We start from the raw sequence: 13,885 nt of genomic DNA on the forward strand, positions 1-13,885 counted from the left end.
TAAATATAAGATAAAAGCTAGAATTTACTACTATATAAACAGTAATAAATTCTAGCTTTCTTTTAGTGAAAGTCTTTAACAAAGTTCTTTCCCCATATATCCATACTCTCAAGTATAGGCATAAGTGCAAGTCCAGTTTCAGTAAGAGAATATTCTACCATAGGAGGCACTTGATTATATACTTTTCTATGTACTATATGATTTTTTTCTAAATCACGAAGTTGTTGAGTTAGCATTTTTTGACTTACTTCAGGAATTATAGTTTTAAATTCATTAAATCTTATAGGAGCATGTTGCCCTAAATTCCAAAGAAGTAATGATTTCCATTTTCCACTTAAGATTTCAAGTGTAACTTCTATCTCACATCTATAACTACCACAACTAACTTTATTATTTCTATCAGCAGGCATTTAATCACATCCTTTTATTAACTATATATCATTATAACAAAATTTAAGCCTTTACAAAAAACTAAAATTTGGAATAAACAAAGAAGCTTTATAAAAAAATAGGATTTAAAAATTTTTTGAAAAAAAGAAAAGCCTAGAGGTGTTGGAATTACTTAATACTTACCTTTTGGTAACTATACCACTAAAAAGTGCCTTCTTTTTAAAAGTTTTTTATAGATATATAATAATAAATGTACCGCAAAGATAATAAATAAAAAATTATAATTAAGAATATTAAAGTTTACAAAATATGCTTGAATTAAAGGTGAGGAGTGATATAAAAAATAAAACAAATAAACTTTTCAATTTAAGTAAAAGTAAAAGTAAAACTAAAAATACTCAAATCAATAACTAGAATCAAAACTCAAATCAATAAATTTGTCTAAAAGTGCTTAATATAAAAGAAACTAGAAATGGAGTTCCATATCCATTCTAGTTTCTTTTGATTTTGTTCTATTTATTAATTACCTCTATCATAGATAAATTAGGATTATGATATTGATAATTTTTTTTCTTTTTTATCATTCCATGCTTTATACATGCACTAGGGCAATAATGTATACAAGCAAAGCACATTTCACAGTTACTTTCAAATTTAGGATGTGAACCTTCCATTTTGATATTATTAACAGGACATACTTTTTCACAAAGTCCACAACTTGTACAATTATCAATCTCAACTTTAAATTCTTTGAATTTCATCATTGATACAGATAAATTTTTAAGTTTTCCATTACTCATAATAGAATATTTAAATTTAGTTTTTGGTATTAGTTTAGTCCTAAAGTTTTTAATATGAGCAATTGCAGAAGCAAGTTTTTTTAGAGATGCATTTAAAAGAGCATCATTTTTAGCTTTTGTTTGTTTAAATAAAACACAGTTATCAGGAAGTTGTATTGAAAAATAATTTCCTAGTTTAACTGAATTTTTTGAAAGTATTTTATTACAGTTAGCAATAGCATTACCACCATTACCACCAAAGTTTTCATATAAAAAAACATATGCAGTTCTTTCCACTCTAAGTTTATCCAAAAATCTTTTTATAATATCAGGTGCATCATAGAAGTATATAGGAAAAACAATTCCTATAACATCTGCCTCTGAATGTATTTCTTTTGATAAATCAAGTGATGGAATATGTATAAGTGTTGAGTTTTCAAGTCCATCTGCAAGTGTTTTTGCTATATAGTGAGAATTCCCTGTACCAGAGAAAAAATAAATTTCTGTGTTCATGTCTAGCCTCCAATATTTAAATTCCATAAATCTAGGGTTAATTTAAAGATGCTTATATACAAGTTTAAACAGCAAACCTTAGATAATTTATATTATACTTGAAAATTAAATCAAAGTAATGGGGAATTGTTCATAATTAATCGTAATTTAACAAAATGGGAATATTTACCTAGAAGAATATTTGAAGTATTATGTAAGTATAAGAGTTTATAGGAGGATTTATGAGTAATATTTTAATTATAGAAGATGATTTAGGAATAAATAATGGTGTTAAGTTTAATTTAGAGATAGATGGTTTTATATGTTTTAGTGCTACATCTATTTTAGAGGGGAAAAAGATATATAAGGAAAATAATATAGATTTAATTTTACTTGATGTAAATTTACCAGATGGAAGTGGATTTGATTTTTGTAAAGATGTTAGATGTGGTTCAGATACTCCAATAATATTTTTAACAGCTTGTGATTTAGAGGTAGATCAAGTTATAGGTTTTAAGGTTGGTGGAGATGATTATATAATTAAGCCTTTTAGTGTATCAATTTTAAATCAGAGGATACAAGCAGTACTTAGAAGAAGTCAGATGTCAAAAGTTGAAAGTAATATAGTAACAGGAGAATTTACGTTAGATTTAGAAAATTTTAATTTGATGAAAAATGAAGAATATATTGTTTTAGCACCAACAGAGTTTAAAATAATGAAAATTTTTATGGAGAATAAAGGGCAGGTTTTAACTAGGGAAAATCTTTTAAGTAAACTTTGGAATGATGATATAGAATTTGTTGAAGAACATACTTTAACAGTAAATATTAATAGACTTCGTGGAAAGTTAGAAGATAATCCTAAAAAGCCAAAGTTTATAAAGACTGTTTATGGAATGGGGTATATATGGAACGTAAAATAAATGGTGGATTTAGAAAAGTAGGAATATTAATTTTGATAAAACTTATTTTAGCCATAGGGATAATGAGTTATATTTATGATTTAGAAAAAAAGTTAAATGTTAATTTAGATATGCTGAAAATTATATTTAGCATATTTATTATAACAGGCTTATGTATAAATATTTTTATTTTTAAAATTTTGAGAACTGAAATAGTTCACTTATCTGATAGAGTAATATTTATTATAAATTCTATAATAGCAAAGAATGATATTGAGTTTAATTTAAATAAGGAAACTTTAGTTTCAAAGATAGAGGGTAAATTTAAATTGTTATTTGAAAGGTTTGAAGCTATAAATAAAAGTTGTTTATCTGAAAAAGAATCTGTAAAAGGACTTATAGGAGATATATCACATCAAGTTAAAACTCCAATGGCTAATATTAAAATTTATAATGAAACAATGATAAGTAGAGAACTTTCTAAATTAGAAAGAGATAAGTTTTTAGTACTTATGGGAGAGCAAATTGAAAAAATAGACTGGCTTACAAAAGGACTTGTTAAGCTTTCAAGACTTGAAACAGGAGCTATTGATATTAAGAGTGAGAGTAATAGTTTAAAAGATACTATTGCATCTATTATAGGACAGGTTTATATAAAAACAATGGATAGAGATATTGAAATTGAAGTAGATTTTGAAGATGATATAAATATTTACTATGATAAAAAATGGACTGAGGAAGCTATCTATAACATAGTTGATAATGCTGTAAAATACTCTGATGAAGAATCAATTATAAGTATAAAGGTAGAAAAGGGAGATATATTTACTTGTATTTCAATTGAAAATCAAGGGATTGGAATTAAAATAGAAGATTTAAATAATATCTTTAAAAGATTTTTCAGATGTGAATCATCAAGAAATATAGAAGGTGTTGGAGTGGGGTTATATCTTTCAAGAGATATAGTAGAAAGGCAAGGTGGATTTATAAAAGTAGAATCAGTATATGGAAAGCATACAAAGTTTTCTATATATCTTTTAAATTCTAAATAATTTTGAAATATAACAAAGTTGTGATATTAAAGTCTGTGATTATAACAGGTCTGTGAGGAGATAAATAGGCTTTGAATATTATAATGATATTAAAGAAATGGATATTAAAAAATTATTAGGAGGATTTAGATATGATTTTAGAGGGAGTAAATTTAAAAAAATATTATGGTGAGGGTGAATCAACAGTTAAAGCATTAGATGGGGTTGATGTAAAAATAGAGAAGGGTGAGTTTGTTGCAATAGTTGGAACTTCTGGTTCAGGAAAAAGTACACTTTTAAATATTTTAGGTGGGCTTGATATAGCTAGTAGTGGGGAAATAATGATTGAGGGAAAAAATATTTCATCAATGAATGAAGAAGAATTAACTATATTTAGAAGAAGGAATATAGGGTTTATATTTCAAAGTTATAATCTTGTGCCAATTTTAAATGCTTATGAAAATATAGTATTACCACTTGAACTTGATGGGGATATTCTTGATAAAAGTTTTGTAGATGAAGTTATAAATACACTTGGAATTAAAAATAAGATGTATGAGCTTGTAAATAATTTATCAGGAGGACAAAAGCAGAGAGTGGCAATAGCTAGAGCACTCGTAACAAAGCCATCAATAATTTTAGCAGATGAACCAACAGGGAACCTAGATACAAAAACAGAACTTGAAGTTTTAGGGTTGTTAAAAGCTACAAGTAGAAAATACTCACAAACTATAATTATGATTACACACAATGAATCTGTTGCAGGTATGGCTGATAGAATAATCAGAATCGAAGACGGAAAAATTGTTGGAGGTAAATAATTATGATATCAGGAAATAATAACGGGTTGAAAAAATTAAGTTCAAAAATTTTTACTTATAATAAATCTAAAAATATAATTACTATTTTAGCAATATCTCTAACAACAATTTTACTTACAATAGTTTCTGTAGTAGGGATAAATGTAATAAGGGCAAATGAGGCATATACTATTGCTACTCAAAGGTTTGGAAGTATGAATATAGGAACTGTTTTTGCTATTATATTTTGTATTTTACTTGTTTCAGTTAGTGGATATCTTATAGTATATAATATTTTTTATATATCAGTTATAAAGGATATTAGGGTTTATGGACAACTTAAAATTGTTGGTATGACATTTAAGCAAATTAAAAAGCTTATATATAATTGGGCAATGAAGCTTTTAGCTATAGCGGTACCAATAGGCTTTGTAATTGGTGGAATTATAGGAACTATTCTTACCACAATTTTATTTAGAGAAACAGCACTTGAAGAATATATTAAAGCAGAGTTTAGTATGATACCATATTTAGGAGCATTAATATTTACTTATATAACAGTTTTAATAAGCATAAATAAACCATCAAAAATAGCTGGTAAAATATCAGGAGTTGAAGCTTTAAATTATAATTCAAATGATTTAAGAGTAGCTAATAAAAAGAAAACTAAGAGAAATAAAAAAGTAATTATAAAGAAAAGAAAAAAAGGTGCAAAACTAAAAAATATGGCACTTTATAATATACTTAAAAATAAAACAAAGGTTATAATATCAGTTTTATCAATATCAATAAGTTCAATACTTGTAGTTTTAACTATAATAATGGGAGTTGGTCTTGATGTAGAAGCACATGCAGCGAGATATAATATGAGAGATAATAGAATAGACATAGATAGGCATAGCGGTAATGAACTTAATGAAGATATTTTTGAAAAAATAAAGGATATTGGTGGAATAGAAATATTTGATACAACCATCGGATTTAGAGGCGTAAATCCATTTGGAAGTAGTGAAAGTATAAATATAAAGGCAACACCAGAACTTTTGAAAGAATTTGAATATTATAAAAGAGGATATTATATAAATATAGATGAAGATTATGGGATTTCAATGTCTGTAAAAGGAATAAATAGGAAGAATTTAAAACAAAATACTGATAGGTTTAGATTAGTAGGTGGAAGAGTAGATGAAGAAAAGTTTAAAAGTGGAAAGTATATTATCATAAATAGAGCAGAAAATAAAATAGAAAATGGTATAGAAGCTGGGGATATTGTAGAACTTGAAATGACTATTAAGGATAAAAATAATAACCTAAAGACTATAAAAGAAAAGTTTGAGGTTATGGCAATAGTAGAAGAGATGGATAGTAATGGTTTAGTATCAAATCTTGGAACTATAACGATGGAAGAAAATAGACTTATAGAGCTATTTGGAAAAGAAAATGTGGTTATAAGTTCTATGGATATTGATATTGAAGATGAAAAAGAAAAATTAGTAGAAAAACAAATAGAAGAGATAATTAAAGGTTCAGGTTATTCTCAAAGTAGTAAAAATCATTATATAGATGGTGTTTCAAGTCTGAAAAGTTCAATACTTTTTGGAACAGGACTTGCAAGTATAATATTTGGAACTATGGCAATTCTTAATATTCTAAACAGTACATTAAGTGATTTATTAGTTAGAAAAAGAGAATTTGCAATGCTTGAAGCTATTGGAATGACAAAGAAAGAGCAGAAAAAATTACTAAGATATGAGGGGATGTATATACTAGGACTTACAGCTATATTTATAATTCCACTAGGACTTATAGCAACATTTTTAGCGCCAATAATGGTTCCTATATATGGTGGAGTTAATTTTCCAGCTTATATTGCTACAATAATCTTCATTTTATTTATAATAGGGATTTTTGTTGTGTATATACCAAGTTTTGTACTTTCTAAAATAAGTAAAGATGAAAGTATAGTTGAAAGAATTAAAGAAGATTAATACAAGAAATGAGTAGGTGAAAATTTCATCTACTCATTTTTTATAAAAAAAATAAAAGGCTAACTAAGAAAATTACAAAAAGAATAATCTTAGAATATAAAACTTTATTCATCCTAAAGTAGAGATATGCTGAACTAAGTGAAATTGGGTAAAAACTAAATAAAAGTAGTCTTTGCCATATAAAATTTTTAGGTAGTGCAGTTACTGAAATAGTTAGAAGTATAAGAAAAAATGTAAAAAAATATATATACATAGTTGTACCTTCTGGTGGTGGCTTCAAAATGAAAAGTCCTATAATACTAAGTATAGAAAGCAGTATTATAGCTATCATAAAGATTAGCATTATTCTCATAATCATAAAAATATCTCCTTTTATATGATAATATGTTTTCTAATTTATATTATCGTATGAGAATAATATAGAATTTACTACAATTAATAGAACATTATATTTATTATAGTAAGATGTTTCTGTTTTGAAAGAAAAATGTAAACGCTTTACAAAGATGATTGAAGAAATAAGGCGTAGTATAAAAGCAATATGAGAATTAATGCTAACAAAAAAAAGGAGATGTTTTTTTATGAATACAGGAAATCTTATAAAAGAAGCAATATTAGCTAGAGAAAATGCGTATTGTCCTTATTCAGATTTTAAAGTTGGAGCAGCAGCACTTTTTGAGGATGGAAAGATATACACAGGATGTAATATTGAGAATGCATCATATGGAGCAACTATGTGTGCTGAGAGAACGGCAATTTTTAGTGGAGTATCTAATGGAAATAAAAAGTTAAAGGCATTAGCTTTAATAGGAGATACAAATGGATATACATATCCTTGTGGAATGTGTAGACAAGTCATAAGTGAGTTTGTTCAAGATGATATTATGATTTATATAGTAAAAAATGAAAAGGATTACTTAGAGAAAACTTTTAGTGAGGTAATGCCTGGTGCATTTACTAAAAAAGACCTTGAGTAAATAACAATTTATTAAAAAATATAGTTCAAAGGAGTTTTATTATGGAAGCAAGTAACAAAAAGAAAGGTGTTTGGGCATCATTAAGTACTTTCCAACGATGGTTCTTAGTAATATTTATTTTAGCGAGTATATTTTCATTTCTTAGTCCTCTTTTATTGGGAACAAAAGTAAGTGGATTATTTTCAGCATTAGCAATTATAGGTTTAATTTGTTCAGTTACAGGAGTTTTAACATCTATATATCAAGCAAGAGGAGAAATCATAGTTTATTTATTTTTAATTATAAATACAGTTACTTATGCTTGGATTGCATACAAAGGTGCATTATATGGACAAGTAATACAAAATATACTTTTATTATTACCTATTCAAATAGGTGGACTTATTGCTTGGAAAAAAAGTATGTCTAAATCAACTGATAATAAAATAGAAATCAAAAGATTTAAGCTTATTCATTGGATTGTAGCTATTATAGGACTTTTAATTTTATGGGGAATATATTATATATTCTTAATTTACTTACCAGAAATTATTCACGCTATATTTGGTGGGAAAATGATAGCACCAGATCCAAGTGCAATAATAGATTCATTAACTACTGTTATAACAGTAATGGCAATGTTCTTAACATCAAAAAGATATATAGAACAATGGTGGTTCTGGATATTCTGTAATATTGGAGCTGTATTATTTATAAAAAGTTTAATTCTTACAAAAACATTTACAGGTCCAGCATTAGTTGGAGATTTATCAGGAGCACTTAACTGGATACAATATGGAGTAGGAGCTATTTATGGATTCTACTTATGGAGAAAAATGTATAAAGAAAGAAATGCAAATGAAGAACATGGTGGAATCAGAGAAGCTTAATTTAATTAGATAATATAAATAAGAAATTTAAATCAATAAAAAAATGACCTAAGACTATTTTAGTCTTGGGTCATTTTCTTCTACATGTTCTAGTATATCACCTGGCTGACAATCTAAAATTGTACAAATAGCATTAAGTGTTGAAAATCTAACAGCTTTAGCTTTGTTATTTTTTAGAATAGAAAGATTAGCCATTGTTATTCCAAGCTTTCCAGATAAGTCTGTTGAGCTAATTTTTCTTTTTGCCATCATTACATCAAGGTTTACAAGTATCGGCATAATATCTCTCCTTTTAAATTGTCATATCATTTTCTTCTTTAAGTTCTATTGCACTTTTAAATAATTTTGCTAAAACTGCAAATAGAAGTCCTAGTGTTACACACATAAATCCAATAAGAATTATTGGCGTAGTTAATAAAACTCCATCAAACTCCTCAAATATATATTTTATTATATTTGTACTTAATATGAATAGTATTATTTCTAAAAAAGCACAAATTGAGATAGTTTTTAATGAAGTTACACTTTTTCTTACGAATGGAGTGTTATTTGAAACAAGACCTGTAAGAGTTCTTAGTTTAAATAATGCAACAAGGTAAGGAATTGCACAGATATAAAATGCTGCAAGTAAAGAATAGAACATAGCAGTATTATCAAGTGGAAGTTCTAGTACTTTAAGAGCTGAACCCATTATAAAAGGTGCTCCAAGCATTATAAGTATAGTAGCAACTATTCCTATTATTAAAACTATGTTTAGTATTTTTGTCGTTGTATTACTTTTCATTTAGCCACCTCGTATATTAATTATAGTGTAATAATACAACAAAAGATTATCGTTTGTCAATAAATAAAAACGAGGGATATAAGAGGGAATGCAAGAAAGTATATTTTTCTAACAAAATAATTAGAAAATTTTAGAAATTTGTAAGAAATTTAGAAAGAGGCTTGTAAGTTTTAAATTGTATTATTTAATTATAAGTTAAAGGAATATTTAAAGAAATATGGTATTTGATTGATATAATTTATTTAATATTAAATATTTAGGGGATGAAATTTATTTAAGGGGTGTTGAGTAAACGTGGTGAAAATTAAGGGGAAAATTAGTGATGCTTTAGATAGGTTAGGACTTACAGGGAAAAGTTTAATATTATTTCTTGTAATAAGTTTAGTTATTAGTGTTATAGCTGGTAGTTTATATAGTAAAGCTATTGGATATGAAATAACAGGGAAAGAAGAGTCTTATTTTTTTAGCAAAGAGTTTGGAGATGTATTTTCTGAAGAGATTAAAGAATTAGACAAAGATATTTTAGCTATTTTATATAAGAAGGATAAAAGTAATTTTACAAGAAATATTAAGGCTAATAAAAAAGAAGAAATTTTTAAGCATGAAAACAAATACTTAGTAGAGAGAAATAAACTTGGAGCAGATTATGAAGAAGAGTTTATGAGTGTTTTATCTGAGAAAGAGAATAAAGACTTACAACAATATATGGCTACTACTGATTTATATATAGATTTATCACATTATGAAAGATTATATCAGATGATATTTGATTATGCTAAAGAAGTAGGTCTTTCACAAGATAAGATAGATGCTATGAATATTTTAAGTGAAGAACTTAAGGAGTTAAATGAGCCTTTAGTAGAGGAAAGAGATGAAGCAATTAAAATGTTAAATAAAAAATATGAACTTGTAGAGTCTATTATAGATGCTAAGGGTGAACTTCCACTTCATAATAAATATACAATTGAAATAGTTGATCCTTTGGGTGGTGTGTATGCATCTTCAAATGAAAGTGTTAAAGCTGAAAAATTAACGCATATAGGTATGAAATCTAGTGAAATGACTGCTAATTATGTATATTATCAAGTAAATGAAGCAAGTCATAGAAGAGAGTATACTACTAGAACTAATACGATAAATGAATATGTAGGTGTGGAGTTAGAAAAATTAAATGAATTAACTAATACATTTACTGTAGATAAAAATTATATAGTGAGAATTGTAGCAGATAGAGAGGCTTTTATAACAGGTGCTTATAGTGATATTTATAATATGAGTAATGTTAGTTTGATTTTAAAGTTTATAGTTAGTGTTTTGATTTTAATAGCAGGTGTATTTATAGGGATAAAAAAATATGAAAATAAGTTTTTTGAATTTTATAGAGAAAGAAATATTCATATAGTACTTTTATGGGGAAGTATTATTCTTATGAGTGTAGTAGCAATTGTATTTAGGTATGTATGGGGTGTTATGTATGTAGTAGTAGCAGTGGTAGTAGGTTATTATATTTTAGCAGGAATTTTAATTTCAAGTGATATTGCTTATATAGTTAATCATGGTTTTAAAAAGAGATTTATTAAAGAAAAGAGAGTGAAAAGTAAGAAGAAAGGCATGAATATTCAAAAACTTAGAGAGAGTATATTTTCTAAGAATCTTAAAAATGGAGATAAAGTTTTACGAATAGTATATATTTCAGGAATTGTTTTTGGTGCTATTACTATTATAGTTTCTGGGTTCTTTGCTTTGGATACTTTATTTAGATTCTCAGATAATTATTATGGAAGTAGTCATTGGATTTTAAATTATTGGCCTAAGTGGGTTATATCAATTATGGCAGTTATAGGACCAATCATTATGATTGTAGTACATCTTTATCAGGGGATAAAACTTAGAAAAATACAAAATGATATTGCTGATATTGATAGAATTATTGATAATATTGCAAATGGAGATTTTGATGTGGAGTTTAGAAGTGCAGAGCTTAGAGAACTTACTCTTTTAAGAGAGAATATAGCAAGTATTGATAATGGTTTTAAAGTTGCAGTTGAAGATGAACTTAAAAGTGAAAGAATGAAGTCTGAACTTATAACAAATGTATCACATGATTTAAAAACTCCTCTTACTTCTATAATTAACTATGTTGATTTACTTAAAGTAGATGATATATCAGAGGTTGACAGAGAAGAGTATTTAAGAATTTTAGATAATAAATCAAAGAGGTTAAAAGCTTTAATTGAAGATTTATTTGAGGCTTCAAAGGCTTCAACAGGAAATATAATTTTAAATATTGAGAATATTGATATGGTTTCAGTTTTAAGACAAGCTTTTGCAGAGTTTAAGGAAAAAATTGATGATTCAACACTTGATTTTAAGATTAATATCCCAGAGGGGAAAGTTAATCTTGACCTTGATGGTGCAAAACTTTGGAGAGTTTTTGAAAATCTTATAGGTAATGCTATTAAATATTCTATGGATAATAGTAGGGTTTATATAGAGCTTAGAGAGTACAAGGATAAAGTAGTTTTTGAGATTAAAAATATGTCAGGATATGAACTAAATTGTGATCCATCAGAACTTAAGGAAAGGTTTAAAAGAGCAGATGCATCAAGACATACTGAGGGGTCAGGTCTTGGACTTGCAATAGCTAATAGCCTTGTAGAACTTCAAGGTGGGACACTTGATATAGCAATAGATGGTGATTTGTTTAAAGTTAAAGTGATTTTTGAAAAGAAATAATTAAAACTAAATTTAGATGTAGGAAGCTATATCTGAGTTTAGTGAATTTAAAGTATGTACGTTACAGAATTTTAAGGGGGAAAAATAATGAATAATTTTAAGGTATTAGTAGTTGATGATGAGGTTGAGATTGCAAGTGCAATAGGGATATACCTTACAAGTGAGGGGTACAAAGTATGTACTGCTTATGATGGGATAGAGGCATTAGATGTTCTAGAAAAAAATGATGATATAGATTTAATTATATTAGATGTAATGATGCCAAAGCTTGATGGAATAAGAACTCTTGCAAAAATTAGAGAAGAAAGAGAGCTTCCAGTTATAATTTTATCAGCAAAGTCAGAAGATACAGATAAAATTTTAGGGCTTAATATAGGGGCAGATGATTACTTAACTAAACCATTTAGTCCACTAGAACTTATGGCAAGAGTAAGGTCACAACTTAGAAGATATAGAAGTTATTCATCTAAAGTAATAGTTGAAACTCCAGATGTTTATAAAATAGGGGGACTTGAGCTAAATACATCAAGAAAAGAACTTAAAGTTGATGGTGATTATGTAAAAATAACACCACTTGAATATAAAATATTATCACTTCTTATGAGTAATAAAGGTAGGGTATTCTCTATTGAAGAGATATATGAGAAGGTTTGGAATGAACCAGCAATAAATGCTGATACAGTTACAGTTCATGTTAGAAGGATTAGAGAGAAGATAGAGATTAATCCTAAAGAACCAAGATATTTAAAGGTGGTGTGGGGTATTGGATACAAAATTCAAGGATAGTGAAGTTAAAAATAAAAAAGAAAAAATGATAAAAAAGATAGTTCTGTTTGTATTATCAAGTATAGCATTAATAATCGTTGCAATATGTTCAATAACAGTATTTAATGATGATTATAGGTATATGACTGCAAAGGGTTATTTATTAGATGAAGACTTTAAAAGTGAAGCAAATAAGGAAGTTGACTTAGTCACAGAAATGGTTATATCACAAGCATATAAGGATAATGAAAGTGAGTTTGTAAAGGGAATAAACTTAGCAAAAGAACAGTTAGATAATGGAGAAATGAAAGAAAAAGTTTATAAAACAATGTTTGAGAATACAATGTTAGATTTTATTGAAGAACTAAAGGTGTATTTATCAGAAGAAAATATTTTGAAATTTGAAATTTTATTAGAAGAGAACAAGGAAAAGTATAATAAAGAAGCAGAAGATAAGTATAAAGAACAAATAAATTATATTTACGAGGCTATAATACCTTTAATATCTGTTGAATCAGAGAGTAATCTTATAGATTCAATAAAAGTAGAAAGAAATAAAAAATTAAAAGAACATGATATAGTTTTAGAAAATTTAGAAATTGAAATGAAAAAAAATAAAGAATTTTTAGAGTTAGCAGATGAAATTATAGAAAATAAAGGTGAAGTAGAAAAGAATAGTATCTTTACGTATGCTATAAATATAAATGCAGATGCAGATGGATATGAATATCCAACACGTATTAATAGTTATAATTATGGAGCAAATACAAAGATGTATGATATTCAAATTGATAAAGATGTAGTAGGACCTACTTATATAGATATTAAAGGTAAAGAATTTAATGGGATGTATAATAGCGATATAAAAAGTTTAGAAAATACAGGTAAAATGGTTAAAAAGTTATATGGAGAATATGCAACTATTAAAATATTTGTAGATAAAGAAATTTTATTTAGTAAGGATTTCAGTACTGCTTATATAGAAAAAATAGAAGAGGCTGAAAGTAATTTGATAGGAACTAATGAAGTGTTAGTTGGACTAGGGTTAGTAACTATATTGCTTATAGCAATTTTTATGAAATTTAGTAAATCACCTTTTATGTTTATTCATAGAAAAACTCCAGTTTTGATTAACATAGGAGTGTTTACAGGGGCTTTAATACTTTTAACTATGCTATTTACAAGGACTTTATATATTAGAGATATAATATTACCATATACAATATTACTTACTATTATATTATGTATAGAATATATAATGCTTATAACAGATATAGCGTATGTAATTGATTATGGTTTTAAGAGGAGATATGCAGTAGATATATGGATTTTAAAGAAGATTAATATATTTAGATTTTTAAAGTTTAATGGT

Annotated in this window: 14 protein-coding genes; 9 read left to right on the forward strand and 5 right to left on the reverse strand. The window is 26.6% G+C overall.

Going from position 1 to position 13,885, the window contains the following annotated elements:
* Window positions 1–62: 62 nt before the first annotated feature.
* Both Q0V15_RS08230 and Q0V15_RS08235 read right to left on the reverse strand, forming a co-directional pair.
* Window positions 63–410, reverse strand: coding sequence for a helix-turn-helix domain-containing protein (locus Q0V15_RS08230; protein WP_297437861.1), 348 nt, complete (start codon window positions 408–410; stop codon window positions 63–65).
* 492 nt (window positions 411–902) lie between these two features.
* Entirely contained in the window at window positions 903–1,682 is a 780-nt protein-coding gene (locus tag Q0V15_RS08235; protein WP_297437863.1) for an EFR1 family ferrodoxin, read from the reverse strand.
* 221 nt (window positions 1,683–1,903) lie between these two features.
* Here Q0V15_RS08235 and Q0V15_RS08240 point away from each other — a divergent pair, with 221 nt between their 5' ends.
* The 4 genes from Q0V15_RS08240 to Q0V15_RS08255 all read left to right on the forward strand — a co-directional run bounded on the left by Q0V15_RS08240 (window position 1,904) and on the right by Q0V15_RS08255 (window position 6,382).
* Complete coding sequence (locus Q0V15_RS08240; protein ID WP_297437865.1) at window positions 1,904–2,584, forward strand: response regulator transcription factor; 681 nt, start codon at window positions 1,904–1,906, stop codon at window positions 2,582–2,584.
* Window positions 2,569–3,615, forward strand: coding sequence for a sensor histidine kinase KdpD (locus Q0V15_RS08245; protein ID WP_297437867.1), 1,047 nt, complete (start codon window positions 2,569–2,571; stop codon window positions 3,613–3,615). The genes Q0V15_RS08240 and Q0V15_RS08245 overlap by 16 nt, the downstream gene beginning before the upstream one ends.
* A 131-nt stretch (window positions 3,616–3,746) precedes the next feature.
* On the forward strand, window positions 3,747–4,415 hold the full coding sequence (locus tag Q0V15_RS08250; RefSeq protein ID WP_297437869.1) for an ABC transporter ATP-binding protein: 669 nt from the start codon (window positions 3,747–3,749) through the stop codon (window positions 4,413–4,415).
* Between the two features lie 2 nt (window positions 4,416–4,417).
* Window positions 4,418–6,382 (forward strand): FtsX-like permease family protein, encoded by a 1,965-nt coding sequence (locus tag Q0V15_RS08255; RefSeq protein WP_297437871.1) that lies wholly within the window; start codon window positions 4,418–4,420, stop codon window positions 6,380–6,382.
* A gap of 40 nt (window positions 6,383–6,422) precedes the next feature.
* Here the strand turns inward: Q0V15_RS08255 and Q0V15_RS08260 are convergent, their stop codons facing one another.
* A complete protein-coding gene (locus tag Q0V15_RS08260) occupies window positions 6,423–6,740 on the reverse strand; it encodes a hypothetical protein (protein ID WP_297437873.1) in 318 nt (105 codons plus the stop codon).
* A 223-nt stretch (window positions 6,741–6,963) separates the two neighbouring features.
* On the opposite strand from Q0V15_RS08260, the gene Q0V15_RS08265 reads away from it, so the two are divergent.
* Both Q0V15_RS08265 and pnuC read left to right on the forward strand, forming a co-directional pair.
* Complete coding sequence (locus Q0V15_RS08265) at window positions 6,964–7,359, forward strand: cytidine deaminase (protein ID WP_297437875.1); 396 nt, start codon at window positions 6,964–6,966, stop codon at window positions 7,357–7,359.
* 41 nt (window positions 7,360–7,400) lie between these two features.
* On the forward strand, window positions 7,401–8,228 hold the full coding sequence (pnuC, locus tag Q0V15_RS08270) for a nicotinamide riboside transporter PnuC (RefSeq protein WP_297437876.1): 828 nt from the start codon (window positions 7,401–7,403) through the stop codon (window positions 8,226–8,228).
* 54 nt (window positions 8,229–8,282) lie between these two features.
* Here the strand turns inward: pnuC and Q0V15_RS08275 are convergent, their stop codons facing one another.
* Window positions 8,283–8,507, reverse strand: a complete 225-nt coding sequence (locus tag Q0V15_RS08275; RefSeq protein ID WP_297437879.1) for a helix-turn-helix transcriptional regulator — start codon at window positions 8,505–8,507, stop codon at window positions 8,283–8,285.
* A gap of 13 nt (window positions 8,508–8,520) precedes the next feature.
* A complete protein-coding gene (locus tag Q0V15_RS08280; RefSeq protein ID WP_297437881.1) occupies window positions 8,521–9,012 on the reverse strand; it encodes a DUF2975 domain-containing protein in 492 nt (163 codons plus the stop codon).
* A gap of 294 nt (window positions 9,013–9,306) precedes the next feature.
* Between Q0V15_RS08280 and Q0V15_RS08285 the strand changes: the two genes are divergently transcribed.
* From Q0V15_RS08285 to Q0V15_RS08295, 3 genes are all read left to right on the forward strand, one after another.
* Window positions 9,307–11,748: a histidine kinase dimerization/phospho-acceptor domain-containing protein gene (locus tag Q0V15_RS08285; protein WP_297437883.1), complete on the forward strand. Its 2,442-nt coding sequence runs from the start codon at window positions 9,307–9,309 to the stop codon at window positions 11,746–11,748.
* Between the two features lie 87 nt (window positions 11,749–11,835).
* Window positions 11,836–12,534, forward strand: coding sequence for a response regulator transcription factor (locus Q0V15_RS08290; protein WP_297437885.1), 699 nt, complete (start codon window positions 11,836–11,838; stop codon window positions 12,532–12,534).
* A partial coding sequence (locus Q0V15_RS08295) for a hypothetical protein (protein ID WP_297437887.1) occupies window positions 12,512–13,885 on the forward strand: 1,374 nt, incomplete at its 3' end. The genes Q0V15_RS08290 and Q0V15_RS08295, both read left to right, overlap by 23 nt.

The organism is uncultured Clostridium sp. (genome assembly GCF_947036855.1).
GTDB lineage: Bacteria > Bacillota > Clostridia > Clostridiales > Clostridiaceae > Sarcina.

Coding starts and splice junctions, on each gene's coding strand:
- Q0V15_RS08230 (WP_297437861.1), bottom strand. CDS start 410: ATGCCTGCTGATAGAAATAATAAAGTTAGTTGTGGTAGTTATAGATGT.
- Q0V15_RS08235 (WP_297437863.1), bottom strand. CDS start 1,682: ATGAACACAGAAATTTATTTTTTCTCTGGTACAGGGAATTCTCACTAT.
- Q0V15_RS08240 (WP_297437865.1), top strand. CDS start 1,904: ATGAGTAATATTTTAATTATAGAAGATGATTTAGGAATAAATAATGGT.
- Q0V15_RS08245 (WP_297437867.1), top strand. CDS start 2,569: ATGGAACGTAAAATAAATGGTGGATTTAGAAAAGTAGGAATATTAATT.
- Q0V15_RS08250 (WP_297437869.1), top strand. CDS start 3,747: ATGATTTTAGAGGGAGTAAATTTAAAAAAATATTATGGTGAGGGTGAA.
- Q0V15_RS08255 (WP_297437871.1), top strand. CDS start 4,418: ATGATATCAGGAAATAATAACGGGTTGAAAAAATTAAGTTCAAAAATT.
- Q0V15_RS08260 (WP_297437873.1), bottom strand. CDS start 6,740: ATGATTATGAGAATAATGCTAATCTTTATGATAGCTATAATACTGCTT.
- Q0V15_RS08265 (WP_297437875.1), top strand. CDS start 6,964: ATGAATACAGGAAATCTTATAAAAGAAGCAATATTAGCTAGAGAAAAT.
- pnuC (WP_297437876.1), top strand. CDS start 7,401: ATGGAAGCAAGTAACAAAAAGAAAGGTGTTTGGGCATCATTAAGTACT.
- Q0V15_RS08275 (WP_297437879.1), bottom strand. CDS start 8,507: ATGCCGATACTTGTAAACCTTGATGTAATGATGGCAAAAAGAAAAATT.
- Q0V15_RS08280 (WP_297437881.1), bottom strand. CDS start 9,012: ATGAAAAGTAATACAACGACAAAAATACTAAACATAGTTTTAATAATA.
- Q0V15_RS08290 (WP_297437885.1), top strand. CDS start 11,836: ATGAATAATTTTAAGGTATTAGTAGTTGATGATGAGGTTGAGATTGCA.